This is a genomic window from Mesorhizobium sp. C089B (assembly GCF_030323125.1).
Classification (GTDB): Bacteria; Pseudomonadota; Alphaproteobacteria; order Rhizobiales; family Rhizobiaceae; genus Mesorhizobium.
The window spans coordinates 6,367,888-6,391,986 of sequence record NZ_CP100469.1 but is presented as its reverse complement, the minus strand read 5'-3'; the positions used below and the strand labels follow the sequence as shown (position 1 = coordinate 6,391,986).

Genomic DNA, 24,099 nt, shown 5'->3' with positions numbered 1-24,099 from the left:
ACTCCACAGCGTCGGCTCGCGCGGCGACAAGAAGCGATGCAGGTCGATGATTTCAGCGCTGGCACGCGAAAAAAGGGAAGGCTCTCCGCTCATTTCTTCCCCGCATTGAGGTTGTAATGCATGATCGAGCCGTGGCGGCCATGACGGTTGCGCTCCAGCGTATAGACATCGCCCGCGAGGCCGGTGCCTTGTGCGATGGCGGCAGCAATCCGCGCGCGATCGTCGGCGTCGAGCGCGACGTCCATGATTTTCGTATTGGCCAGCGCATGTGCCTGGTTGCGCGCACCCACAATGACGGCCGCGACCTGCGGCTGCTCGAGCACCCATGCCGAGGCGATGGTGGCGATGTCGACGCCGTGGCGATCGCCGACCGCTTTCAGCGCCTTGAGCAGGGACTGGAACAGCTCCCAGCCGCCGAAGTCGTCGATGATCAGCTTGTATTTGACCAGCGAGCGGTTTTCGAGCGGCGTGGAGGGCTCGGCCACGCCAAGCCATTTGTCGCTGAGGAAGCCGCCCGCCACCGAGCCGTAGCAGAGGAAGCGGACACCGTTCTTAGCGGCAAGGCCCGCAAGGCTGTTTGCCGGCCGCTGGTCGAGCACTGAATATTGCAGTTGCTGGCTGACCAGCGGGATGCCCGCGGAGAGGATTTCGGCTAGCCTCGGCGTATCGAAATTGGTGGTGCCGAGATTGCGCACCTTGCCTTCCAGCCGAAGCTCGTCGAGCCAACCCATCGCCTCGACGTAACGAGGCTGGTCATAATCCCACCAGTGAAACTGCACAAGATCGATCCGCTCCGTCTTCAGCCTGCGAAGCGACTGATTGACGATGCCCCTGATGTAGTCGCGGCTGATGCTTGCCAGTCGTTCGAGGTCCGGCACCAGCTTGGTGTGCACCTTCATCCTGGCCGCAACATCGAGACCGCGATCGCGCGCCAGCCGCAGGCGCGCGGCGCCGATCAGTTCCTCGACGCCGGTGTAGATGTCGGCGCAATCATAGGTCCAGATGCCGGCATCGAAAGTGGCGATGAGGTCGGTCACGGCCTGCCTGCGGTCGATAGCGCCATGGCCGCCGGCCAGCTGCCAGCCGCCGCGGATGACGCGCGAGATCGTATAGCCGGGGCTGAGTTCGACGGTCCTGGCGCTCATCTTTTGTCGGTCTCCTTCGGCAGCGGCACAGCCGTGGTTTGGGCATGGCTGAACCGCCGCTTGGCCAGCCTGACGATCCGCAGCCGGCTGGCGCAATTGGGATCGGGACAGGCGATCTCGGCATCCGAGGTCATCCAGTCATTTGCATGCGTCGGGCGCTGCTTTGCCGCCAGGAGCGGCAACACGGCGGAGATCGAATAAATCGAAAAACCCTGCCCCGCCGGCAGCGACAGCATTTCGCCCTTGAGTTCGAAATAGTCGCCGGCCCTGGCGCCGCAATAGACCGGCTTGCCCTCGGGGATGACCGCTTCGACGCGCAGATCGAAGAGTTCGAAACTGTCGTCGGCCATTCAGGCCTCCACCAGGCTGAAGGTGATGTCACAGGCGCCGTTGCGGCGGATGACGCCGCAGGCGGCGGCAAACTGATCGCGCTCTCCGGCAAGCACTTGCGCGACCACGCTGCCGGCCAGCCAGCCGATCGGGAACAGCAGCCGCGCCCCCTGCCCGTAGTACAGGCCGATATCGAAGATGGCATTGGGATTGCCGCCCCACACGCGTGGCGGCACATAGGACAGCACGATATCGCCGGGCTGCGGCGTCAGCGTTGCATTCTCCGGTGGCAAAGACTGGGCATAGGCCTGGCCGTGGAGATCGGCTGACGGAACCGGGCACGAGATTTCCGGTCCTGTCCACATCGCATGGATGCCTGGGATGATGCGTGGCTGCGCCAGATACGCCAGCAGGAAGGCGGCATTCTCCGGCGCCTTTTCGGGCAATAGCAGCGCCGTCACGGAAAGCTTCGAGCGTGGTTCTGTGATGCTGATGGCGGGCTTGGTCATGTCAATCCTTCGCCGATTGAAGTTTGTCGCGCAAGAAGGCGAAGGGGCGGCTGATGTCGGCCACCAGCGCCTCGCGCGCCGCTTGCGCATCCTGTTTGGCAAGTGCCGCGACAATCCGACGGTGATAGTGGGCGGTATCGACCTCGCCGGCCTCGGAGAAGGCATAGATGGCGACGCGGATGCAGGGTCCAGATTGAAGCCAGAGGCTTTCGATCATCGGGATCAGGACAGCCGAGCCGCAGCAGCGGTAGATCTCAAAATGGAAGCTCTGGTTGAGCGTCGCTTCGCGATCGATATCCTTCTTGTGCTTCAGGGCCCGGATCTCGTCCCACTCGCCCAGCATGGCTTCGATCGACGCGATCTGGCGCGGGCTCATGCGCCTGGCCGCAAGCGCGATCGCTTCGCCTTCGATGAGGGAGCGGGCACGCAGGAGGTCGTCGATGCGCTCCAGCGTGATCGGCGGCACGCGCACCGAGCGGTTGGGCAGCGCCTCCAGCGCCTTTTCCGTGATCAGCCGCCCAAGCGCTTCGCGTACCGGCATGGTCGAGGTGACCAGCGCATCGGCAAGACCGCGGATGGTCAGCACCTGGTTCGGCTCGAAAAGGCCACCGATCAGGGCACGGCGCAGCTCGGAATAGACGCGATCCTGCACGGTCTCGCGGCCGACCGGCGTAAGCTGGGCTGCGATCGTCTCGTTGTTCTTTTCGATGGCAGCCTTCTGCATTACCGGCATTTGCCCCGTTTTCGGCTTGCGAATGAAATTAAAGCCGAATAGCGTGATCAACGCAAGTGTGATCACAAATCAAAAATCAGGAGGCGACAACGATCGTCTTCGGCCAGAGGGTTTGATGAGCGATGCAGCGCAGCGCCAAGGGCAGGAGACCCGTGCGCCGGTTCTGACGGCACGAAACGTCATCAGGCGTTTTGGCGGCCTTGTCGCCGTCGACAATGTCTCGTTTGATGTCAAAGCGGGCGAAATCCTCGGCCTGATCGGACCCAATGGAGCCGGCAAGACGACCATGTTCGACCTGCTCGCCGGCAGCATATTGCCAACCAGCGGCGACATTCTGCTCAATGGCACGCGCGTCTCCGGCGAAGCCGCTCATCTGCGTATCGGCCGTGGTCTTGGACGCACCTTCCAGATCCCACGCCCGCTGCCCAATCTGACGTTGATCGAAAACATCATGCTGGCGGCACAGGGCCAAGCCGGCGAAAAATTGCTCGCCAACTTCGTCACGCCTTGGCGGGTCGCAGCACAAGAAAGGGCTGCCAGGACAAAGGCGCTCGAGCTGCTGGAGTTGGTCACTCTCACCCATCTCGCGCACGAGCCGGCACGCGTGCTTTCCGGCGGCCAGCGCAAGCTGCTCGAACTCGCCCGCGTCATGATGGCCGATCCGGCGATCATCCTGCTCGACGAACCGGCGGCCGGCGTCAACGCGACGCTGCTCGAGATCATCATCGACCGTATCCGCGGCATCAACGCGCGCGGCATCACCTTCCTGCTGATCGAGCACAATATCGACATGGTGACGCGGCTCTGCCACCGCGTGCTGGTCATGGCGAGCGGCCAGTTGCTCAGCGAAGGCACGGCGGAAGAGGTCGCCCGCGACCCGCGCGTCATCGAGGCCTATCTCGGAGGTGCGGCATGAGCGAAACTGTCCTCAACGTCCGCAATCTCGAGGCCGGCTATGAGCTTGGCGTGCCGATCGTGCGCGGCGCCTCGATCACCGTCGGCAAGGGCGAGATCGTCGTCGTGCTCGGCCCCAACGGCGCCGGCAAGTCGAGCTTCATCAAGGCGATCGCCGGCCTTGTCCCGATCACCGGCGGCGCGGTGTTCCTGGACGGCAAGGACATAACCGCCGCGCCCGCCCACACCATGGTCCGGCTCGGCCTCGCCTTCGTACCGCAGACGGAGAACATCTTTCCGCTGATGTCGGTCGAGGACAATCTGAAAGTCGCCTGCGGCATCCTCGAGCGACGCGAAATCCCTGCCCGCATCGAGGAAATGTATGCGGCCTTCCCCGACCTCGTCCGCCAGCGCCGCACCGCCGCCGGCAATCTGTCGGGCGGACAGCGGCAGATGCTCGCCGTCGCACGCGCCCTGATCGTCCATCCCAAGGTGCTGGTACTCGACGAACCGTCGGCCGGCCTGTCGCCGAAATTCGTATCGACGGTGTTCGAGATGCTGGCCGGCATCCGCAGGTCCGGCGTCACCATCCTGCTGGTCGAACAGAACGCCAAGGCAGCGCTTGCCATCGGCGACCGCGCCTATGTGCTGGTCGACGGCAAGGACCGGCACGAGGGCGTTGCTTCCGAACTGTGGAACGATCCTGTCGTCGCCGAACTCTATCTCGGCCAACGCCCGTCCCCCGTCGGCAAGGGAGGCGCGGCATGAGCCTGCAATTTGTCGTCGATGGGCTGCTGACCGGCTCGATGATCGGCCTTGGCGCCATCGGCGTGACGCTGACCTACTCGATCCTGCGCTTCTCGAACTTCGCCCATGGCGACTTCATGGCCTGGGGCACCTATGCGACGCTCGCCGTCGTCAGCGCCATCGGCGCGATCTTCGGCAAGGTGGCGCCCATTGGACCGCTGTCCTTCGGCTGGCCGCTGCTGGTTGCGCTGCTTGTCGGCATGACTTTCACCGCCCTGCTGGCGCTGTTGCTCGACAAGGTGCTGTTTTCGCGGCTGCGCTCGCAGGGGCAAGCCATCATCGTGGTGATGGCGAGCTTCGGCGCCTCGATGGCGCTGCGCAGCCTGCTCGAATTCACCTTCAGCTCACGGCCGACCTATTTCAGCCGCGCGATCCAGATCGCCATGCCGGTCGGCTTCGGCATCCGCATCACGCCCGATCAGATCGCGCTTCTGCTGCTGACGGCCGTGCTGGTGCTCGGCGTGCATCTGTTGATGACACGCACGCAGACCGGCCGCTCCATGCAGGCGCTGAGCCAGAATGCAGCGCTGGCCCGCATCGTCGGTATCGACGTTGCCTCCGTTGTGCGTGTCACCTGGATCATCGGCGGGGCGCTGGCCTGCGTGGCCGGCGTGATGATCGGCATTCTGGTGCAGATCCGCCCGTTCATGGGCTTCGACATGCTGCTGCCGATGTTTGCAGCAGCCATCCTCGGCGGCATCGGCAGCATTCCGGGCGCTGTGCTCGGCGGCTTGATCATCGGTCTTGCCGAAGCCGGTGCGGTGCAGCTGATCGGCGCCGAATGGCGCGCCGCAATCTCCTTCATCATCCTGATGGCGGTGCTGTTCGTTCGGCCGATCGGCCTGTTTGGTGTGAGGGAACGCTGATGGACCTGCTCGGCTACGGCGCCTTCTTCCTGACCACCGCACTGATCTGTTCGCTGGTCACACTGGGGCTCAATCTGCAGTGGGGGCTGACTGGCCTTTTCAATGTCGGCCTTGCCGGATTCGTCGCCATCGGCGCCTATACATCGGCGCTGCTGACGACCCCGGACGATGCCGCGCGCTTCGGCGGCTTCGGTCTGCCGATCCTGGTCGGCTGGGCGGGCGCCATGGTCGTCGGCGGTATCGCCGCAGCACTTACCGGCATGGCCACGCTGCGTCTGCGATCCGACTACCTGGCGATCACCACCTTCGGCGTCGCCGTCGTCGTGCAGCTGGTCGTGCTCAACGCGCAGAAACTCACCGGCGGCCCGTTCGGCATCGGTTTCATCCCGCGCCCGTTCGGCGGCCTTGCCGAAACGCCGCTGCTGTTCAACCTGTCGAACCTCGCCGTCGTTTCGGCTGTGACGCTGATCGCCTATCTCGCTCTGGAGCACCTGTCGCGCAGCCCCTGGGGCCGCGTGCTCAAGGCGCTGCGCGAGGACGAGCGAGCGGCGATTTCGCTGGGCAAGAGCGCGCGCTTCTACCGCGTCCAGGCCTTCGCCGTCGGCGGCGCTATCATGGCGCTGGCCGGCGCTTTGCAGGCGCATTTCACCGGCTTCATCGCGCCCGATAACTATCTGCCGATCCTGACCTTCCAGGTCTGGGTGATGCTGATCGTCGGCGGCTCGGGCAGCAATGCCGGCGCGGTTGCCGGCAGCATCCTGGTCTGGGCGATATGGGCGGGGTCGGGCACGCTGACCAGCGTGCTGTTTGCGCCCGAGCAGCAGGCACGCGCGGCCTCGCTGCAGATCGTCGCCATCGGCGTCATGCTCTGCGTCATCCTGCTGATCCGGCCTAACGGATTGTTCGGCGACCGGCCGCGCCGGCCGAAGCCCGGCAAACAGACAAAGGCGGCGGCCAGCGAGAACGAGGCCGGACCATGAATGCCATGATCCGGCAAGACGTGCATGGCGTTTCACTCTGGCATGCCGTCAGCCGCAACCGCCGCGACCGGGGCACGCTGCAAGGCGGGCTCGACGTCGATCTCGCAATCGTTGGCGGCGGCTTTTCCGGCCTCTCGACGGCATTGCATGCCGCCGAGAAAGGGCTTTCGGTCGCGGTCCTTGAAGCCGAATTCCTTGCCTGGGGTGCGACCGGCCGGAATGCCGGCTTCGTCGTTCCGAACTTCGCCAAGCGGGATCCAGACGACATCATCGCCGAACTCGGACCCGAGCGCGGCGGGCGCCTGGTTGACTTCGCCGCCGGCAGCGCCGACCTGGTCTTCGGGCTGATCAAGCGGCACGGCATCGAATGCGACGCTGTGCAGAATGGTTGGATCCAGCCGGCGCATTCGTCCGCCGCGCTGGAAAAGACGCGATCGCGCGCCGAGCAATGGGCGGCGCGGGGCAGGCCGACCGTTGCGCTCGATGCCATGGCGGTCACGGAGCTCACCGGCATCGACGGCTATGCCGGCGGCTGGATGGACAGATCTGGCGGCGTCCTCAATCCGGTCGAGTATGCGCGCAGCCTGGCCGATGCCGCCGAAAAAGCCGGCGCGCGGATCTTCGAGCAGACGCGCGTCGCTTCCATTGACCGCGCTGCGGATGGCTGGACCTTGACGACCGCATCCGGCGCCGTGCGTGCGGGCAAGGTGGTGATCGCCACCAACGCCTATGGCGGGGCACTGAACCGGACACTGGCGCGGACCTATATCCCGCTGAAAGTCTTCCAGATCGCCACTGCGCCGCTGTCGCGGGCCATACGCGCGCGCCTGCTGCCCGGCGGCCAGGGCGTCGGCGACACCAGGCGCAACCTGTTCACGTGCCGCTTCGATGGCCAGAACCGGCTGATCAGCGGCGGCATGCATGTCGTCGGAGCCGGCGCTGAGACGCGCATGCCGCAAACGATCTGGCGACGGCTCGCCAGGCATCTCGATTTGCCTGACCTGCCGCCGCTTGCCTACAGCTGGACAGGCGTGGCGGCGGTGGTGCCGGATTTCCTGCCGCGCCTCATCGACCTCGGCCCGGGCCTGATCGCCGGCTTCGCCTGCAACGGCCGCGGCATCGCCATGACCACGGTAATGGGCAAAGTGCTGGCGGACTGGGCGAGCGGAACGGACGCCCGATATCTGCCGCTCCCCTTCGCACCGCCAGCGCCGATCCCGCTGCACAACCTCGTGCGCTATGCACCGAATATGCTGCTCCCCTGGAGCATCCTGCGCGACCGGCTGGATTAACAGCCAAGCCAGGTGATCCTCCTGCCGGCGCGCTCACAGCGACCCGAAAAGGACCGCCACACCTTCCGCAATCGATGACCGTGGCGGCCCAGGAGGATATCTTCAGATCCCCTCGCCAGCCAGCCGCATCTACTCCGCAGCCTGAACCCGATTGGCCTGGATGACCGCCCGGATCTCGGACCGGCAGGAGCCGCAATTTGTGCCGGCCTTCAGGGCGCCGCCTATGGCTTCGACTGTCGTGCACCCGGCTGCCACTGCCGCCGCGATCTGGTTGACCCCGACGCTGAAACAGGAGCAGACGGTCGCGCCCGCATCGGGCCGATCGGCGCCGGCGCGACCGGCGACGATCCTGAAGCGTTCGCGCTGGCTGGTGTGAACCTCCTGGAGTTGCTGTGCCGCCCAACCCCGCGAAACCGCCACCGGTCCCGACGCGATAAACAAAGCCCCGGCGAGGTGCTGGTCGTCGAAGGCAGCAATACGATGCTGGCCGGTATCGCGGTCGTGATAAGCGAGCGTATCGGCTACGGGAACATCGAAAAGCGAACCAGCAAAACCAGCCCAGTCGATGTCGTCGTCAGCAAAGGCAAGCTCCACCCGCCAGCCGCCCTTGCATTTGGCCACGGCCCAGTAATCTGCTGCGACCGCCACCGGCTTGCGGCGCACCACGGCGAAGCCGAAGGCTCTCGCGGCGAACTTCTCGATGCGGGCGCCGACATGTTTCAGCGCAGGCTGACCGGAAACCGGATCGGTCAGAGGCGCGGTCAGCGTGTCGAGCCGGCCTTTTGCCGAAAACTGGTCAGTCCAGTGCATCGGCGCAAACACGCTGCCCTGGCGCTGGCGTGCCGTCACCAGCGCGCGCACCAGCACATCGCCGCGCGGGCTGGAGACGCGCACGATGTCGGCGTCGCCAATGCCGTGATGCGTGGCATCCGCCGGGTGGATCTCGACGAAGGGCTCGGCCATGTGCTGGGAGAGACGTGGGCTTTTCCCAGTGCGGGTCATCGTGTGCCAATGGTCGCGAACACGGCCGGTGTTGAGGATCAGCGGATAGTCCGGGCTGGTGCGTGTCTCGACGATGGGACGAATGGCGATGAAGCGGGCCTTGCGGTCGGGATTGTAGAAATTGCCGTTGGCGAAGAAGCGGGTGCTGGAAGGGTCAAGTCCCGCTTGAACACCCCCCTCTGTCCTGCCGGACATCTCCCCCGCAAGGGGGGAGATTGGCAGCTTTGACGCCGGCATATCTTCTGCATCGTTGGTAATTGGCGAAGGCCGAGGCGACGGCTGATCTCCCCCCTTGCGGGGGAGATGGCCGGCAGGCCAGAGGGGGTGGCTGTGCTCGGCGCCGGCCATTGGAAAGGCTCAAGCGCTGCATAGGCCTCCTTATCAACACCAGCATAAGCGCCAATATCAAAATCCCGTGCGCCGTCATTCTCGAACCCGGACAGCGCGGCGTGTCCGGCGAAGATTTCCGCTGGCGACGAATAGGAAAACGCCTCGTCAAACCCCATCCGCTTGCCCACCTCGGCGACGATTAACCAATCCGGCCGCGCCTCACCGGGCACAGCAAGAAAGCTGCGCTGGCGCGAGATGCGGCGCTCTGAATTGGTCACGGTGCCGTCCTTCTCGCCCCATGCGGCGGCGGGCAGCCGCACATGGGCGTGGCGCATGGTGTCCGTGCTCGCCAGCACATCCGAAACCACGACGAACGGGCAAGCCTTGATCGCCGCCTCGACGGCATCGGCATCCGGCATCGAGTCGACCGGGTTGGTGGCCATGATCCACAATGCCTTGATGCGGCCGGCGGCGATCGCCTGAAACATCTCGACCGCCTTCAGACCGGGCTTTGGGGCGACGGCCGGCGCATTCCAGAAACGCTGCACGCGGTCGCGGTGCTCGGGGTTTTCGATCTCCATATGGGCGGCCAGCATATTGGCCATGCCGCCGACCTCGCGGCCGCCCATGGCGTTGGGCTGGCCGGTCACTGAAAACGGTCCTGCCCCAGGTTTGCCGATTCGGCCGGTGGCGAGATGGCAGTTGATGATGGCGTTGACCTTGTCAGTGCCCGAAGACGACTGGTTCACGCCTTGGCTGTAGACCGTCACTGTCTTTGCGGTGGTGGCAAACAGGCTATAGAAGCGGGCAAGCTCCTCTTCGCTCAAGCCGGTGGCGGCGGCAACGCCGGCAAGATCGAGTTTTGAGGCAGCGAAGAGCGCTTGCCCGAAGCCGGTCGTGTGGGCGGTGATGTAAGCGCGGTCGAGTGCGTTGTGCTGGCCGAGCCAGGCGAGCAGACCAGTGAACAAAGCAACGTCGCCATCCGGCGCGATCGCCAGGTGAATGTCGGCGATATCAGCGGTCATGGTGCGGCGCGGGTCGACCAGCACGACCTTCATCTCCGGTCGTTTTTCCCGGGCCGCCGCGATGCGCTGGAAGAGCACGGGATGGCACCAGGCGAGATTGGAGCCGACCAGCACGATCAGGTCGGCGAGCTCGAGATCCTCGTAGGTGCCGGGCACGGTGTCGGAGCCGAAGGCGCGGCGGTGGCCGGCAACCGAGGAGGCCATGCATAGCCGCGAATTGGTGTCGATGTTGGCCGAGCCGATGAAGCCCTTCATCAGCTTGTTGGCGACATAGTAGTCTTCGGTCAGCAACTGGCCGGAGACATAGAAGGCGACGGAGTCAGGACCGTGCTCGGCGATGGTTTGCGAAAAGGTCGAAGCGACGCGGTCGAGCGCCTCGTCCCAGCCGGCACGGCGACCGTGGACTTCGGGGTAGAGCAGCCTGCCGTCGAGGTCGATGGTTTCGGCCAGGGCCGAGCCCTTGGAGCAGAGCCGGCCGAAGTTCGCTGGATGGTCGGGGTCGCCGCGGACGCTGACTTCACCGTCCGCGGTGACTTTCGCCAGCACGCCGCAACCCACCCCGCAATAGGGGCAGGTGGTCCTCACCTCGCGCGCTTCACCCAGTTCCATGCTTCAGGCCGCGCGGCTGGCCAGCGCTTTCAGCGCAATGAACAGGAGCTCGCCTTCGATCCGCACAGGAATGGTGCGCACGGCGCCCTCGTCGGCGCCGAGCGCCTTGCCCGTCTCCAGCGAGATGACCCAATTGTGCAAGGGACAGGTGACGGCGGTGCCGTGGACGATGCCTTGGCTCAGCGGCCCACCTCTGTGCGGGCAATGATCGTCGATGGCGTAGACCTGATCGTCCTGCGTGCGGAAGACGGCGATCTTACCCTCGGGTGTGTCGACGCAGCGCGCGCCACGCCGCGGGATGTCGGAGAGTGAGCCGATCGATATCCAGTCCATTTTGATCACTCCGCCGCCTGCGCAAACCCGACAGAAGCCATTGGCCGGAACTCGTGCTTGTCCTTGCCGGAGACGCGTTCCGACCACGGGTCGACCTGGGCGAATTTCTGGCTGAAGACGAAGCGCTCGTAATAGGCCTTGCGCTTTGCACCGTCGTCCATGATCTGGCGCTTGATCTCGGGGATGCCGATGCGCTTGGCCCATTTGTAGATGCGCTCGAGATAGCGGCCCTGCTCGCGATACATCTGCGTCAGCGCGACGATATGCTCCAGCGCCTCGTCCTCGGTCTTGACCAGGCCAAGCACTTCGGTGCCCTTGATGTCGAGGCCGGCGGCGCCGGCGAAATGGATCTCGTAGCCACTGTCGACACAGATCACGCCGACATCCTTGCAGGTCGCCTCGGCGCAGTTGCGCGGACAGCCCGACACCGCCATCTTAACCTTGGCCGGGGTCCACGAGCCCCACATGAATTTCTCGATGCGAATGCCGAGGCCGGTCGAATCCTGCGTGCCGAAGCGGCACCAGTCGGAGCCGACACAGGTCTTCACCGTGCGCAGGCCCTTGGCGTAAGCATGGCCTGAGACGAAGCCGGCCTGGCCGAGATCGGCCCACACCGCCGGCAGATCCTCCTTGCGGATGCCCAGCATGTCGATGCGCTGGCCGCCGGTGACCTTGACCATCGGTATCTCGAACTTGTCGACGACGTCGGCGATGGCGCGCAGTTCGGCGGCGTTGGTGACGCCGCCCCACATGCGCGGCACCACCGAATAGGTGCCGTCCTTCTGGATGTTGGCGTGGACGCGTTCGTTGATGAAGCGCGACTGATAGTCGTCGGCGTAATCGTTCGGCCAGTCGCAGACGAGGTAGTAGTTGAGCGCCGGCCGACATTTTGCGCAGCCGCAGGAGGTCGTCCATTCCAGCTCCTGCATGACGGCGGGAATGGTCTTCAGGCTCTTGGCGATGATCAGCCGGCGCACCTCGTCATGGCCGAGCGTGGTGCAGCCGCACATCGGTTGCACGGCGGCCGGGTTGTATTTGTCGCCGATGGTCAGCACCATCAGCTTCTCGACCAGCCCGGTGCACGAACCGCAGGAAGCCGATGCCTTGGTGTGGGCGCGCACGTCGTCGAGCGAAGCCAGGCCCTTGGCCGTGATCGCGCCGGTGATCTTGCCCTTGCAAACGCCGTTGCAGCCGCAGATTTCCGCATCATCCGGCAAGGCTGCAACGGCCGCCATAGGGTCCAGCGGGGCACCCCCCTGGTAGGACTGGCCGAAGATGAGCGTGTCGCGCATCTCCGATATGTCGGTCTGCTTCTTCTTGAGGTCGTTGAACCAGGCGCCGTCAGCCGTCTCGCCATAAAGCACGGTGCCGATGATGCGGTCGTCTTTCAGGACAAGGCGCTTGTAGACGCCGGCGGCGGCATCGCGCAGCACGATCTCCTGGCGGTCCTCGCCTTCGGCGAAGTCGCCAAGCGAGAACAGGTCGATGCCGGTGACCTTGAGCTTGGTCGGCGTGTCCATGTGGACGAAGGCCGCTGCCTCGTTGCCGGCCAACTGGTTCGCGGCAACGCGCGCCATCTCGTAGAGCGGCGCGACCAGCCCGTAGACCTGGCCGTAGACCTCGGCGCATTCGCCGAGCGCGTAGATGTCGGGGTCGTTGCTGCGCATGCCGGCATCGACGACAATACCACGATTAACGGCTATGCCGGCCTCCCTGGCCAGCGCCGCATTCGGCCGGATGCCGACCGCCATCACCACCAGCGTTGCCGGGATAATAGTGCCGTCGGCAAGCTCCACCTGCCCGACCTTGCCGTTGCCGGTGATCGCCTGGGTGTTGGCCTTGGTGATGACCTTGATGCCGCGCTGTTCCACCGCTCGCTGCAGGAGATAGCCGGCGGCTGGATCGAGCTGACGCTCCATCAATGTCGGCATGACATGCAGCACGGTGACGTCCATGCCTTGGGCGTTCAAACCTGCTGCCGCCTCCAGCCCGAGCAGGCCGCCGCCGATGACCACGGCCTTGGCGCGCGACTGGGCGGCAAGCATCATGGCCTGAACATCGTCGAGGTCGCGATAGGTCAGCACCCCCGGCAGATCATGGCCGGGCACCGGAATGATAAAGGGCACCGATCCGGTGGCGATGACGAGCTTGTCGTAAGGCTCGGTGACGCCGTGATCGGAGGTGACTGTCTTGGCCGCCCGGTCGATGGCGACGATCTTGTGACCTTTGTAGAGGGTGATGTTATTGGCGATGTACCAGCCGTCGCCGTGGATGATGATTTCCTCATAGGCCTTTTCGCCGGAGAGAACCGGCGACAGCATGATGCGGTCGTAGTTCACCCGCGGCTCGGCGTTGAAAATGGTCACGGTGTAGCGGCCCGGCGCCTGTTCGAGCAGATGCTCCAGCATACGCCCGGGGCCATGCCGTTGCCGATGATGACGAGTTTTTCGGTCATGGCGTTACTCCGCGGCTTCGACGAAGCGGTGGCGTTCATAGAGGAACTTCAGCACCGCTTCGCGGCAGCGCAGGAAGGTGCGGTCGGAAGAGAGTTCGACGCGTCGACGCGGCCGCAGCAGCGGCACCGCAAGCACCTCGCCGATTGTCGCCGCCGGACCGTTGGTCATCATGACGATGCGGTCGGACAACAGCACCGCCTCGTCGACATCGTGGGTGATCATGATCGTCGTCGAGCCGAGCCTGGAATGGATGTCCATAACCGCATCCTGCAGATGGGCGCGCGTCAGCGCGTCGAGTGCCCCGAACGGCTCGTCGAGCAAAAGGATCTTCGGCTCCATGGCAAGCGCCCGGGCAATGCCGACGCGCTGCTTCATGCCGCCCGATATTTCGGCCGGCCGCTTGTCCTTGGCATGGGCCATCTGCACGAGATCGAGATTGCGCATGATCCAGTCATGTCGCTCGGTCCTGCTCTTGGAACGGCCAAAGACTTTCGACACCGCCAGGCTGATGTTTTCGTAGACGGTGAGCCATGGCAGCAGGCTGTGGTTCTGGAACACCACGGCGCGCTCGGGTCCGGGGCTGTCGACCTCCTTGTTTTCAAGCAGCACGGCGCCGGCGGAAACCTTGGTCAGCCCGGCGATCAGATTGAGCAAGGTCGACTTGCCACAGCCGGAATGGCCGATGATGGAGACGAATTCGCCCTTGTCGATGGTCAGCCTGATGTCCTTGAGCACCTCGCTGACCTGACTGCCGCGGGCAAAGGATTTGTCGATATGGTCGAGCTTCAGATAGGCCGTCATCGCCCTCTCCTCACTTTGCCGTTGTGCCGCGGGTGACGAAAGCGCCGACCGCAGCGACCAGGCGGTCGAGGCAGAAGCCGGTGACGCCGATATAGGCGAGCGCGACGATGATGTCGGGCAGCCGCGACGAGTTCCAGGCGTCCCAGATGAAGAAGCCGATGCCGACGCCGCCGGTCAGCATTTCGGCGGCGACGATGGCGAGCCAGGACAGGCCGATGCCGATTCTGAGGCCGGTGAAGATGTAAGGTGCAGCTGCCGGAACCATGATCTTGACGAAAAATTCGAACTGGTTGAGCCGCAGGATGCGCGAGACGTTGCGGTAGTCTTCCGGAATGTTTCGCACGCCGACGGCGGTGTTGATGATGATCGGCCAGATCGAGGTGATGAAGATAACGAACAGCGCCGACGGGCTGGAATCGCGGAAAGCAGCCAGCGACAGCGGCAACCAGGCCAGCGGCGGCACGGTGCGCAGTATCTGGAACACCGGATCGAGGCCACGCATGGCCCAGATCGACTGGCCGACCAGGGCGCCGAGCGCGACGCCGACGATCGCCGCCAGGCCGAAGCCGATGGCGACGCGCTGCAGAGAGATCAGCACCCGCCACGCAAGGCCGATATCCTGCGGGCCGTTGTTGAAGAACGGATGCGCGATCAGGTCATAGGCCTCGTTCCACACCTGGCTGGGCGGCGGCAGGCTGGCGGTCGGCGACGAGCAGGCGATCTGCCACACGACCAGCATGAAGGCGATAACGATGACCGGCGGCACCAGGGCGGTGGCCAGCCTGCCGGCGATCGCGATCGGGTCGAAGCGGCGCCGCGCCCTGGCGGTGAAAGCGATGACCGCGGCAGGCTTCGCGGGGAACGCCTTCACCGTGGTTTCCTCAATGGCTTGGATGGACATGTCTGACAATAACTCCGGGGTCGATGCGGGCGACAACGGCGAAGCGCCGTTGCGCTGGGGCGACAAACGGCGCAACGCGCCGTTTGCGCTGGTCAAGCCGATGCCTTGATCTTCAGGCTGTCGAGATAGGCCGACGGGTTGGCCGGGTCGAAAATCTTGCCGTCGAAGAAGGTCTCGACGCCGCGCGACGACGAGGCCGGAATATCGGCTGCGGCAACGCCGAGATCCTTCGCCGCCTCGCGCCAGATATCCTCGCGATTGACCTGATCGACCAGCGTCTTGATGTCGGTGGTCGGCGCGAATTTTCCCCAACGGATGTTTTCGGCGAGGAACCAGCTGTCGTGGCTCTTGTAGGGATAGGAGACGCCACCCTTCCAGAATTTCATATAGAGGTCAGTGCCGGTGGCCACGCGGCCGTTGCCGTAGTTGATGTCGCCCTTGAGGCGGCCGATAATGTCGGCGACAGGCACGTTCATCCATTGCCGCTTGCCGATGATGGCGGCCATCTCGTCCTTGTTCTCCGTGGCCTCGCACCATTGCTGGGCCTCCATGACGGCCATCACGATCGCCTTGGTGGCGTTCGGGTATTTGTCGATGAATTCGGCGCGCAGGCCGAGCGCCTTTTCGGGATGACCCTTCCACAGTTCGCCGGTGGTAGCGGCGGTGAAACCAACGCCTTGGTGGACGAGCTGTTCGTTCCACGGTTCGCCAACGCAGAACACGTCCATGTTGCCGACTTTCATGTTGGCGACCATCTGCGGCGGCGGCACGACAATGGTCGAGACGTCCTTGTCGGGATCGATGCCGCCGGCGGCTAGCCAGTAACGGAGCCACAAATCATGGGTGCCGCCCGGGAACGTCATGGCGGCCTTGATTTCCTTGCCTGCCGCCTTCTTGGCGGCGAAGGCGTCCTTCAGCTTGGAGGCGTCGAGGCCGACACCGGTGCCGGCGTATTCCTGCGCAACCGAAATGCCCTGGCAGTCGTAGTTGAGCCGCGCCACGATAGCCATCGGCATCGGCTGGTTGTTCTGCGTCACCTTGCCGGTGTGCATGAGATAGGGCAGCGGCGTCAGGATGTGAGCGCCGTCGATGCCGTTGGCTTCTCCGCCGAGCATCAGATTGTCGCGCGTCGCGCCCCAGGAGGCCTGCTTGAGCACCTCGACGTCGGGCATGCCGAACTTGGCGAACAGCCCCTTCTCCTTGGCGATCATCAGCGGCGCCGCGTCGGTCAGCGCGATGAAGCCGAGCTTGGCGCCGGTGACCTCCGGAGCGGTCGTGGCGGCATAGGCGCCCGAGGGGAAGAGCTTGCGGGCCGCCACGAACAGGCCGGCCGTCATGGCGCTGCTGACAAGAAAATCGCGGCGCGTCACATCCTTGAGCGATGTTCCCGTCCCGATCCATTTCCCTATTTTTTCTTTCATCGTGATCTCCGGTTGAACGCGAGGGCTTCGTCGAGTGGCCAAAACAAAAAAGCCGCCGTCCAGGCCTCGCGCGTCCGTACATCCGGGATCGCGTCGTTGACCTGAGCGGCAGCTTTGCCTGTGGCGCCCGCCATTGGACGCCTGTTCCGTGACCCGCGAAGGGCCTGGCTAATTCAAAGCAGGAACCGTGCCAGTTCTGAGTGAAACGAAAAACCCAAATGAAATCAACATTACGCGCCAGACGCCGGCACGCGAGGCGACATCGCAAGCAGGTCAAAGATTGTTCATTACAGCAATCGCACGCACATTTTTTGTGCAATGCACAAGAATGGCGCGAGAATGATCAGGCTTCCGCGCGAGCCGCTTTCTGGCGCGCTATATAGCCGTCGATCTCGTCGGGGTCGAAGGTCTGACCGTCGAAGAAGCCGTCGGGCCCAAGCACCAAGCCTGCCCCGGTCGCACCGACAGCCGTGGCGACCTTAAGCGCGCCCTCGACCTTCGCATTGGCGCCGGGAAGTGCAACGCCAAGCGGCTTTAGCGCCGAGCGGTAGAGGTCCGGACGGTAGCAGTCACGGGCGATAGCAAGGTTTTCCGGCGTGTGCTCGACATGCCCCCAGCGCACCATCTGCGTATAGAACCACAGCGCATGGCTCTTCCACGGAAAGTTCGCCGCCTTGTCGAAGGGCAGGAAGAAGTCGTCGACATCCAGTTCGGCGCCGCCGCCCAGTTCAAGATGGCCGGTCAGGATCGGCATCTGGACAGCTGGTGGCAGGCCCAGGAAGCCAGCTTGAGCCATCACACCAGCCAGTTCGGCGTGGTTGCCCCGATCCTGGCACCAGCGCGCCGAATGATGCAGCGCGCGCAGCAATGCTGCCAGCGCAACCGGGTTCTCCTGCGACCAGGCCTTGCGCACGCCGATCACCTTCTCCGGACTGTTGCGCCACAGCATCGCCTTGACGGTGACGATATGGCCGGTGCCGGCGGCGACCGACGCGCTGTTCCAGGGCTCGCCGACGCAGTAGCCGTCGATCCGCCCGGCGACCAGCGCATCGGCCATGAAGGGCGGTGGCACGATGACGATCTCGATCTCGCGCTCCGGATCGATGCCGCACCCGGCAAGCCAGTAGCGCAGTTCGTAATTATGCCCCGAATGCGGGTGCACCACGGCAAAGCGCAGCGGATCGCCGCCAGCCCCGGCGCGCTCGCGAATGAAGGCACGAAGGGCTGCGCCCGCGCGCGCGGGCTCGAGATCGGGTATGGCGCCGTGTGCCGCCATGCCTTCCCAGACGGCGTTGGAGATGGTGACGCAATTGCCGCCAAGCCCGAGCGAAAACGGCACGATTGTCTCGGAAGCAAGCGGCGTCAGCCCGAGATTGCAGGCGAGCGGCATCGGCCCCAGCATGTGCGCCAGGTGGAAATGGCCGATGGCGATGCGGTCGCGGATGTTGGCCCAGGAGGTCTCGCGGTGCAGTGTGAGATCGATGCCCTCGCGTGCGGCAAATCCAAGCTCACCCGCCGCAACCAGCACGGCACTGTCGAAGAGCGGCATGAAGCCGGCGGTGATCTGGTGCTCGGCGCTCATGCTCATTCGTCCTCCGGCGGCCCGAGCAGCCCGGCGGCAGTCACCAGGCTCTGGGCAATGTCGCCGATCTTGCGGTTCTGGTTCATCGCCGTCTTGCGCAGCAGCGTGTAGGCGGCCTCTTCGGTCAGGCCGCGCGACTTCATCAGGATGCCCTTGGCACGGTCGATCACCTTGCGGCTCTCAAGCTCGCCTCGAACCTCTTCCAGCTCGCGCGCCATGCGCGAGAAAGCGTTGAAGCGGCTGACCGCCATGTCCAGGATCGGCTTGACGCGCTCTTGCCTGAGGCCGTCGACCACATAGGCCGAAACGCCGGCATCGACCGCCGCTTCGATCGATGCCTGGTCCGATCGGTCGACGAACATGGCGATCGGCCGCTTCACCGCACGCGACAGCTGGAACATGTTTTCCAGCATGTCGCGGTTCGGGTTTTCCAGATCGATGACGATGACGTCCGGCTCGATCTCGGCGATGCGCCGCGCAATGCCGGTCACGTCGTGGATGACGGTGACCCGCTCATGGCCGGCCTCGCGCAAACCTGCCTCGATGATCGCGGCGCGGATACGGTTTTCGTCGATGACCAGGACGGCGAGTGAGCTGCGGACCATGCGTGCATTGTGGGCAAGGTCGCAAAATTGTGCAATGCGGCATGGTCACAGGCTCCCGCCGCGGAGCAACCCCCGACCGACAACGACCCGGTCTAGGTGGTCGGGACAAGGAATGCAGCGCAACGCTGGCACTGGTGATGACAGCCTTGCCGGTCGCCTGGTGCCCTACCCAACGGTCTAGGTGCGATGAGACTTGCACCGCAACATCGGCTTGTTAAAGGTGGGGGCAACGACGGACATAGCTGTCCTTGCTCGCCGATCTGACCGGAAGGTTACCGCACGATGCTGCTCATGAATCGACGATTGGGAGCCAGCAAGCTGGCGCGCCCGGCACGGCGTCTCGGAGGCCTGACGACGAAGTTTGCCCTGATTGCCGGGTCGTTCGTCCTTGGGATCGCCCTCCTGCTGGCTGGCCCGGCACAGGCGCAGTCACCGGCCGCCGTCGCGCCCGACAAGGTCAAACAGCTGTTCGAGCTTCTCGACGATCCGTCGGTGAAGGCCTGGGTGGCCGAGCAACGAAATCCGGCCGCTGGATCAACGGAAGCGCCTGCTGCGGCTGGCGCTCCGCCGGCCGACGCCGTGGCCGCACCGGGCCAGATGAATACAATGGCATCCTCGACGCTCGATCGGATCAAGCATCACATCGAGAAAATCGTGCGAACCGTGCCCACACTGCCAGGCCAGTTCGCGCGCGTCCGGGCCCAGACATGGACGATATGTCCAGCAAGGGCCCCGTCAGCATATTGGTGCTGATTGCGATCTTTATCGCTGCCGGCCTGGCGCTCACCTGGGCAATATACAAGCTCACCCGTCCATTTCGTCTTTGGATCATCGCGCAACCCAGAGATACGCCCATCGGGCGGGCCAAGAAGATCGGCGGCCGCACGCTTTATTCCAGCATGATGATCGGCTCGTTCGCGCTGGGCAGCGCCGGTGCGTTCATGCTGTTCGACTGGCCAGCGCTCATCCGCGAGATTGTGCTGACATTTCTGATGGCTGCGGTCTTTACGTGGGCTGTGCGCCTATACGTGATGGCCACGCTCGTCCCTTCTTTCATGGAGGTCGAGCACGCCATCGAGGTTCGTGCCCTGCCGATCACCAACGGAGCTGCTGACCATTGGGCTTATTGGCTGCCCCGGATCGTCGGCGTTTTCGCCTTCTTCGCCGCCGCGTTTGTCCTCTTGCCGGGTCTCGGCATAGACCAGGACGGAATGATGGTCCTGTCGGTGGGCGCCGATTTCATCCTGCTGTTGCTCTTCCTGCTGGCCATTTGGCGTCGGCCAAGAACGCAGCGAGACGGCGCGCGCCACAGCGGTGACACGGCAGTGACATGGTTGTTGACGGCTTACTTCGTCGTTCTGTTCCTCGAACGCATTGCCGGCCTCTACACATTCTTCTGGTTTACCTTCACCGCATTCTTCCTGCCTTTGGCAATTGTGCTGACAGAGCGCGGGGTTAATTTCGTCCTGCGGCCCGGTTCGGAAGATGCCGGCCGGCCGACGATCCCGGCGGTGACGATCGCTGTCATCGATCGCGGTATCCGGATGATTTTCATCCTCGCGGCGGCTTACCTTCTCGCACGCGTACTGGGCCTGGACATGCAATCCATGCGCGGCAGCGATACGACCACCATGCTCATATTGCGCGGCTTGATCAACGTCGTGGTCATTGCCCTTGCTGCCGATTTCGGCTGGTCGATCATCAAAGCCTTGATCGAACGAAAGCTGGGCGTCGCGATACCGCAAGCGGTGGTGAGCGAAGAAGACATCCTCACCCTCGATCCGCATCAGGCGCGGCTGCACACGCTGTTGCCGATCATCCAGAACATTCTGCTAGCAGTGATCATCGTGATGGCGGTGCTGATGATGCTCGCTTCGATCGGCATCCAGATCGGCCCGCTGATCGCCGGCGCCGGCGTCGTCGGCGTCGCCGTGGGTTTTGGCGCGCAAACCATCGTCAAGGACGTGATCTCTGGCGTGTTTTATCTGCTCGACGATGCTTTCCGTGTCGGCGAATACATTTCATCGGGCAGCTACAGGGGTACGGTGGAGAGCTTTTCGCTGCGCTCGGTGAAGCTGCGCCACCATCGTGGTCCGCTGTTCACGATACCTTTCGGCGAACTCGGCGCCGTGCAGAACCAGAGCCGTGACTGGGTCACCGACAAATTCAACATCACCGTTGGCTATGACACCGATATCGACTTTGCTCGCAAACTGATCAAGCGAATTGGCCTGGAACTGGCGGAAGATCCGGAGTTCAAACACTGGGTGATCGAACCGATCAAGATGCAGGGGGTGCAGGAGTTCGGCGAGTACGGCATCGTCTTGAGGGTCAAGGTCACGACCAGACCTGGAGGCGCCTTCAGCATGAAAGGCAGGTTCTTTTTGCGCCTCCGCCAGGCCTTCAAGGAGCAGGGCATCGAGCTCCCATTCCCGACCGTCCACGTCCAGGGGCTGCAAGACCCGCATGGGACAGAGAATGCGCGTTTGGAGGTCACACCTGAATTACGAATGGCCGTCGCCCAGTCGCACACCAATCGGCGCAGAAAAAAAGCCGGCACAACGGAGTAGGACGCTGTGATACCCGCCGGTCGCAACACGGCTTTCCGCGCAAAGCCTGGACCCGCGACACCACGCTAGTCGAGCTGCCGATAGCGACGACCTGATCGCCGCCAACCAGCACCAGCGTGGCGTTCTGAGGCCAAGCTTGACGAAAAGAGCAGATATGCTGGCCTTTCCGCGAGGCTCAGAGCGCAATCCAGGCGGTCTTGAGGTCGACAAATTTCTCCAGCGCATGCAGCGACTTGTCACGGCCGAAACCGGACTGTTTGACGCCGCCAAGCGGCACGGTGATATCGGCTCCGCCATAGGTGTTGACGTGGACGACACCGGCGTTGATGGCGCGCACCATGCGATGGGCCGTGGAAAGATTGGCGGTCCACACCGCCGAGGCAAGTCCGTAGACAGTGGAGTTGGCCAGATGCACCGCCTCCTCCTCGGTCTCGAAGCGCATCACGCCGAGCACCGGTCCGAACACCTCCTCGCGCGCCAACTGCATCTCTTGCGTCACGTTCTCGAAGATCGTCGGCGCCATGTAGCTGCCGCCGGTCTCGGTCAGTATCCGTTCGCCACCGGCGACGAGACGGGCGCCTTCGGCTTGCGCCATGGCGACGAAGCCGAGATTCTTGTCCAGCTGTTCGGCGCTCGATACCGCACCGATATCGCTGGCGAGATCGAGCGGGTCGCCGACCTTGAGCCGCGTGGTTGCCGAGACAAGTTCGTCCATGAAAAGATCATAGACCGACGACTGGACGAGCAGACGCGAGCCCGCCACGCAGACCTGGCCTGAATTGCGAAAGATGCCGTTAGCCGAGACGACCGCCGCCTGCTTCAGGTCCGGAGCGTCGGCAAAGACGATGTTGGGCGACTTGCCGCCAAGCTCGAGGAAGACCCGCTTCAAATTGGAACGGGCGGAGTATTCGAGCAGCCGCCGGCCGACCGGCCCCGATCCGGTAAAGGCGATGGCGTCGACATCCATATGGAGGCCAAGCGCTTCGCCGGCGACAGCACCATGACCGGTAACGACGTTGAACACGCCTTCGGGAAGTCCAGCCTCGCTTGCGAGTTCGGCCAGCCGCAGCAAGGTCAGCGAGGCGATCTCCGGCGGCTTGACGACGACGCTGTTGCCGGTGGCCAGTGCGGGCGCAATCTTCCAGGCACCGATCATCAGCGGGAAGTTCCACGGCACGATGACGCCGACGACACCGAGTGGCTCCCTGTGGATCAGCCCGAGCACATTGTCGGCCGTCGGCGCGATCTCGCCATAGACCTTGTCGATCGCCTCGGCGTAGTAGCGGATGGTGCCGGCCGCCGACAGCGGCTCGGCCTTGTAGGCCATGCCGATCTCGGTGCCGTTGTCGCGCACGCCAAGCACGGCCAGCTCATCGACATGTTTTTCGATCAGCTCGGCAAATTTCGTCAGCACCTTCTTGCGAAAGGCAGGGGCGGCGCGCGACCATGAACCCTTCTCGAATGCTTTTCGCGCCGATCGGACCGCGCGATCGATGTCGGCGGCATTGCCGTCAGCGATGCTGGCAAAAGGGCGGCCGTCGATCGGCGAAATCACCGCCAGCGTCGCGCCGCTCGTCGCTGCGGCCTGTACGCCGTCGATAAACAAGCCCCGCTCGCCGATCTCCGTCTTGCGCAGCGCGTCGATGGCATTCTGGCTGATCATTGGTGGCGGACTCCCAGGGAAACATACAACGTGGTTGGCGCGCGGAATTCCCAGCCGCGAAACACCGGCACCTTGCCTGGCACCAAGCTGAGATCGGGGAAGCGCAGGAGCAGCAGCCTTAACGTAAGGCACATCTGCTCGCGCGCGAAAAACCGGCCCGAACAGAAATGATGACCAAAGCCGAAGGCGGCATGATTGCCTTCCCTGCGGTTGATGTCGAAGCGGTCTGGATCGGCAAAGCGGCTCTCGTCGCGGCTTGCCGAGGAGACAAGTGCAGCGACCGCGGCGCCGGCAGGGATGGTTACGCCGCCAAGCTCGACCGCCTGCGTCGTCTGCCGCGTCTGGGTTCCGATCGGCGCCACCCAGCGCAAGCCTTCATCGACAGCCCTGGGCACAAAGGTCTCGGGATCGGCGAGCACCTGCCGCAATTGTTCGGGATGCGCAAGCAGGCCGGCGAGGATCGAACCGGCACCATGTCCGGGCTCCTGCATGCCGCCAAGCAGAATGACCTTGATGCTCGGCATCAAGAAATCGATCGGCCGCGTCGTGCCTTCCGGCATGCCGTCATGCAGCATATGCGACAGCGCCGAGCCGTCGGGGGCGCGCGCAAGTCTATCCAGAGTCGGCCGGATGGCTGCGCCGACCTCGGCGCTGATCGCGTCGGCGATCTCTTGCCGCTTCGGGTCGTTCTCGAAATTGATGGCGCCCTGCGCAAGGCCATAGAACCAGCGGCGCAGCGTCGGCATGTCGATGTCGGCAAGGCCAAGCGAGCGCGCCAGGCTGAGCGTCGACACCGGCTCGAAATAATCCGCCATCAGCTCGGCGGAGCCTTGTTCGGCGATCCGGTCGAGAAAAGGTTCGGCAATCGACCGTACGAGATCGCCGGCATAGGCGGCGACGGTGCGCGGCCGGTATTTCGGATCGACGCCTTGGCGCAGCTGTCTATGCGTTTCGCCGTCGGTGGTCAGGATGGTCGGCTTGCCGAACGAGCGTTCGACCGGAGACGTACCGACGACGGCGGAGAAGATGTCGGGTGACTTTGCGACGGTCTCGACGTCCTTCCAGCGGGTGACGAACCAGAGATTGACCGCCGGCACGAAAGCGACAGGCGCGCTGCGCCGCAGTTTCGCATAGATCGGATACGGATCGGCTTCCAGCGCCTCAACGGTGATGCTCTCGGCAAAGCTCAACGCCGTTACTCCCTTGCGATGGAAAGGGGCGGCGCCGAACGCGCTACCCCCTTGT

Annotated in this window: 21 protein-coding genes and 1 pseudogene; 7 read left to right on the top strand and 15 right to left on the bottom strand. The window is 64.1% G+C overall.

Translation table 11 applies throughout. The features are described 5' to 3' along the window. Nucleotides 1–89: 89 nt before the first annotated feature. The 4 genes from NLY44_RS31185 to NLY44_RS31170 are packed head-to-tail and all read right to left on the bottom strand — an operon-like array spanning nucleotide 90 to nucleotide 2,708. Nucleotides 90–1,145 (bottom strand): aldo/keto reductase, encoded by a 1,056-nt coding sequence (locus NLY44_RS31185; RefSeq protein ID WP_023804427.1) that lies wholly within the window; start codon nucleotides 1,143–1,145, stop codon nucleotides 90–92. Then, on the bottom strand, nucleotides 1,142–1,495 hold the full coding sequence (locus NLY44_RS31180; protein WP_023682686.1) for a TIGR04076 family protein: 354 nt from the start codon (nucleotides 1,493–1,495) through the stop codon (nucleotides 1,142–1,144). Before NLY44_RS31180 ends, NLY44_RS31185 begins: the two co-directional genes overlap by 4 nt. Beyond that, the gene (locus tag NLY44_RS31175) at nucleotides 1,496–1,984 is read right to left on the bottom strand and encodes a DUF3830 family protein (protein ID WP_023714896.1); all 489 of its coding nucleotides are present in this window, start codon (nucleotides 1,982–1,984) and stop codon (nucleotides 1,496–1,498) included. It abuts the gene before it with no gap. Between the two features lies 1 nt (nucleotide 1,985). Continuing rightward, nucleotides 1,986–2,708 carry a GntR family transcriptional regulator gene (locus NLY44_RS31170; protein WP_023714897.1) on the bottom strand — a complete coding sequence of 241 codons (723 nt, stop codon included), beginning with the start codon at nucleotides 2,706–2,708 and terminating at the stop codon, nucleotides 1,986–1,988. Nucleotides 2,709–2,832: 124 nt separating this feature from the next. Here NLY44_RS31170 and NLY44_RS31165 point away from each other — a divergent pair, with 124 nt between their 5' ends. The 5 genes from NLY44_RS31165 to NLY44_RS31145 are packed head-to-tail and all read left to right on the top strand — an operon-like array spanning nucleotide 2,833 to nucleotide 7,556. Next, nucleotides 2,833–3,633, top strand: coding sequence for an ABC transporter ATP-binding protein (locus NLY44_RS31165; RefSeq protein ID WP_023804428.1), 801 nt, complete (start codon nucleotides 2,833–2,835; stop codon nucleotides 3,631–3,633). Then, nucleotides 3,630–4,379: a branched-chain amino acid ABC transporter ATP-binding protein gene (locus tag NLY44_RS31160; protein WP_023804429.1), complete on the top strand. Its 750-nt coding sequence runs from the start codon at nucleotides 3,630–3,632 to the stop codon at nucleotides 4,377–4,379. The genes NLY44_RS31165 and NLY44_RS31160 overlap by 4 nt, the downstream gene beginning before the upstream one ends. Continuing rightward, nucleotides 4,376–5,284: a branched-chain amino acid ABC transporter permease gene (locus NLY44_RS31155; RefSeq protein ID WP_023804430.1), complete on the top strand. Its 909-nt coding sequence runs from the start codon at nucleotides 4,376–4,378 to the stop codon at nucleotides 5,282–5,284. The genes NLY44_RS31160 and NLY44_RS31155 overlap by 4 nt, the downstream gene beginning before the upstream one ends. Next, a complete protein-coding gene (locus NLY44_RS31150; protein ID WP_023804431.1) occupies nucleotides 5,281–6,264 on the top strand; it encodes a branched-chain amino acid ABC transporter permease in 984 nt (327 codons plus the stop codon). The genes NLY44_RS31155 and NLY44_RS31150 overlap by 4 nt, the downstream gene beginning before the upstream one ends. Next, nucleotides 6,261–7,556 (top strand): NAD(P)/FAD-dependent oxidoreductase, encoded by a 1,296-nt coding sequence (locus NLY44_RS31145; RefSeq protein WP_023804432.1) that lies wholly within the window; start codon nucleotides 6,261–6,263, stop codon nucleotides 7,554–7,556. The genes NLY44_RS31150 and NLY44_RS31145 overlap by 4 nt, the downstream gene beginning before the upstream one ends. Before the next feature lie 129 nt (nucleotides 7,557–7,685). Here the strand turns inward: NLY44_RS31145 and NLY44_RS31140 are convergent, their stop codons facing one another. The 9 genes and pseudogenes from NLY44_RS31140 to NLY44_RS31100 all read right to left on the bottom strand — a co-directional run bounded on the left by NLY44_RS31140 (nucleotide 7,686) and on the right by NLY44_RS31100 (nucleotide 18,621). Beyond that, on the bottom strand, nucleotides 7,686–8,558 hold the full coding sequence (locus NLY44_RS31140) for a molybdopterin dinucleotide binding domain-containing protein (protein ID WP_286457884.1): 873 nt from the start codon (nucleotides 8,556–8,558) through the stop codon (nucleotides 7,686–7,688). A 38-nt stretch (nucleotides 8,559–8,596) separates the two neighbouring features. Next, complete coding sequence (locus NLY44_RS31135) at nucleotides 8,597–10,522, bottom strand: molybdopterin-dependent oxidoreductase (protein ID WP_286456277.1); 1,926 nt, start codon at nucleotides 10,520–10,522, stop codon at nucleotides 8,597–8,599. A gap of 3 nt (nucleotides 10,523–10,525) precedes the next feature. Then, nucleotides 10,526–10,855, bottom strand: coding sequence for a nitrite reductase small subunit NirD (gene nirD, locus NLY44_RS31130; protein ID WP_023686954.1), 330 nt, complete (start codon nucleotides 10,853–10,855; stop codon nucleotides 10,526–10,528). A gap of 5 nt (nucleotides 10,856–10,860) precedes the next feature. Continuing rightward, nucleotides 10,861–13,310: pseudogene (gene nirB / locus NLY44_RS31125) on the bottom strand (nitrite reductase large subunit NirB). 4 nt (nucleotides 13,311–13,314) lie between these two features. Further along, entirely contained in the window at nucleotides 13,315–14,112 is a 798-nt protein-coding gene (locus NLY44_RS31120; RefSeq protein ID WP_023751804.1) for an ABC transporter ATP-binding protein, read from the bottom strand. Between the two features lie 10 nt (nucleotides 14,113–14,122). Next, on the bottom strand, nucleotides 14,123–15,013 hold the full coding sequence (gene ntrB, locus NLY44_RS31115) for a nitrate ABC transporter permease (RefSeq protein WP_023747991.1): 891 nt from the start codon (nucleotides 15,011–15,013) through the stop codon (nucleotides 14,123–14,125). Between the two features lie 92 nt (nucleotides 15,014–15,105). Further along, a complete protein-coding gene (locus NLY44_RS31110) occupies nucleotides 15,106–16,434 on the bottom strand; it encodes a CmpA/NrtA family ABC transporter substrate-binding protein (RefSeq protein WP_023704740.1) in 1,329 nt (442 codons plus the stop codon). Nucleotides 16,435–16,777: 343 nt separating this feature from the next. Continuing rightward, nucleotides 16,778–18,016: a CmpA/NrtA family ABC transporter substrate-binding protein gene (locus tag NLY44_RS31105; protein WP_031198949.1), complete on the bottom strand. Its 1,239-nt coding sequence runs from the start codon at nucleotides 18,014–18,016 to the stop codon at nucleotides 16,778–16,780. A 2-nt stretch (nucleotides 18,017–18,018) separates the two neighbouring features. Then, complete coding sequence (locus tag NLY44_RS31100) at nucleotides 18,019–18,621, bottom strand: ANTAR domain-containing response regulator (RefSeq protein ID WP_023686949.1); 603 nt, start codon at nucleotides 18,619–18,621, stop codon at nucleotides 18,019–18,021. 282 nt (nucleotides 18,622–18,903) lie between these two features. Here NLY44_RS31100 and NLY44_RS31095 point away from each other — a divergent pair, with 282 nt between their 5' ends. Next, the gene (locus tag NLY44_RS31095; protein ID WP_032905033.1) at nucleotides 18,904–19,374 is read left to right on the top strand and encodes a hypothetical protein; all 471 of its coding nucleotides are present in this window, start codon (nucleotides 18,904–18,906) and stop codon (nucleotides 19,372–19,374) included. Then, nucleotides 19,329–21,191: a mechanosensitive ion channel family protein gene (locus NLY44_RS31090; protein ID WP_245263683.1), complete on the top strand. Its 1,863-nt coding sequence runs from the start codon at nucleotides 19,329–19,331 to the stop codon at nucleotides 21,189–21,191. The genes NLY44_RS31095 and NLY44_RS31090 overlap by 46 nt, the downstream gene beginning before the upstream one ends. 175 nt (nucleotides 21,192–21,366) lie before the next feature. On the opposite strand, the gene NLY44_RS31085 is transcribed toward NLY44_RS31090, so the two are convergent. Next, nucleotides 21,367–22,854, bottom strand: a complete 1,488-nt coding sequence (locus NLY44_RS31085) for an aldehyde dehydrogenase (protein WP_023692260.1) — start codon at nucleotides 22,852–22,854, stop codon at nucleotides 21,367–21,369. Beyond that, nucleotides 22,851–24,044, bottom strand: coding sequence for a cytochrome P450 (locus tag NLY44_RS31080; protein WP_023804434.1), 1,194 nt, complete (start codon nucleotides 24,042–24,044; stop codon nucleotides 22,851–22,853). The genes NLY44_RS31085 and NLY44_RS31080 overlap by 4 nt, the downstream gene beginning before the upstream one ends. Nucleotides 24,045–24,099 lie beyond the last annotated feature (55 nt).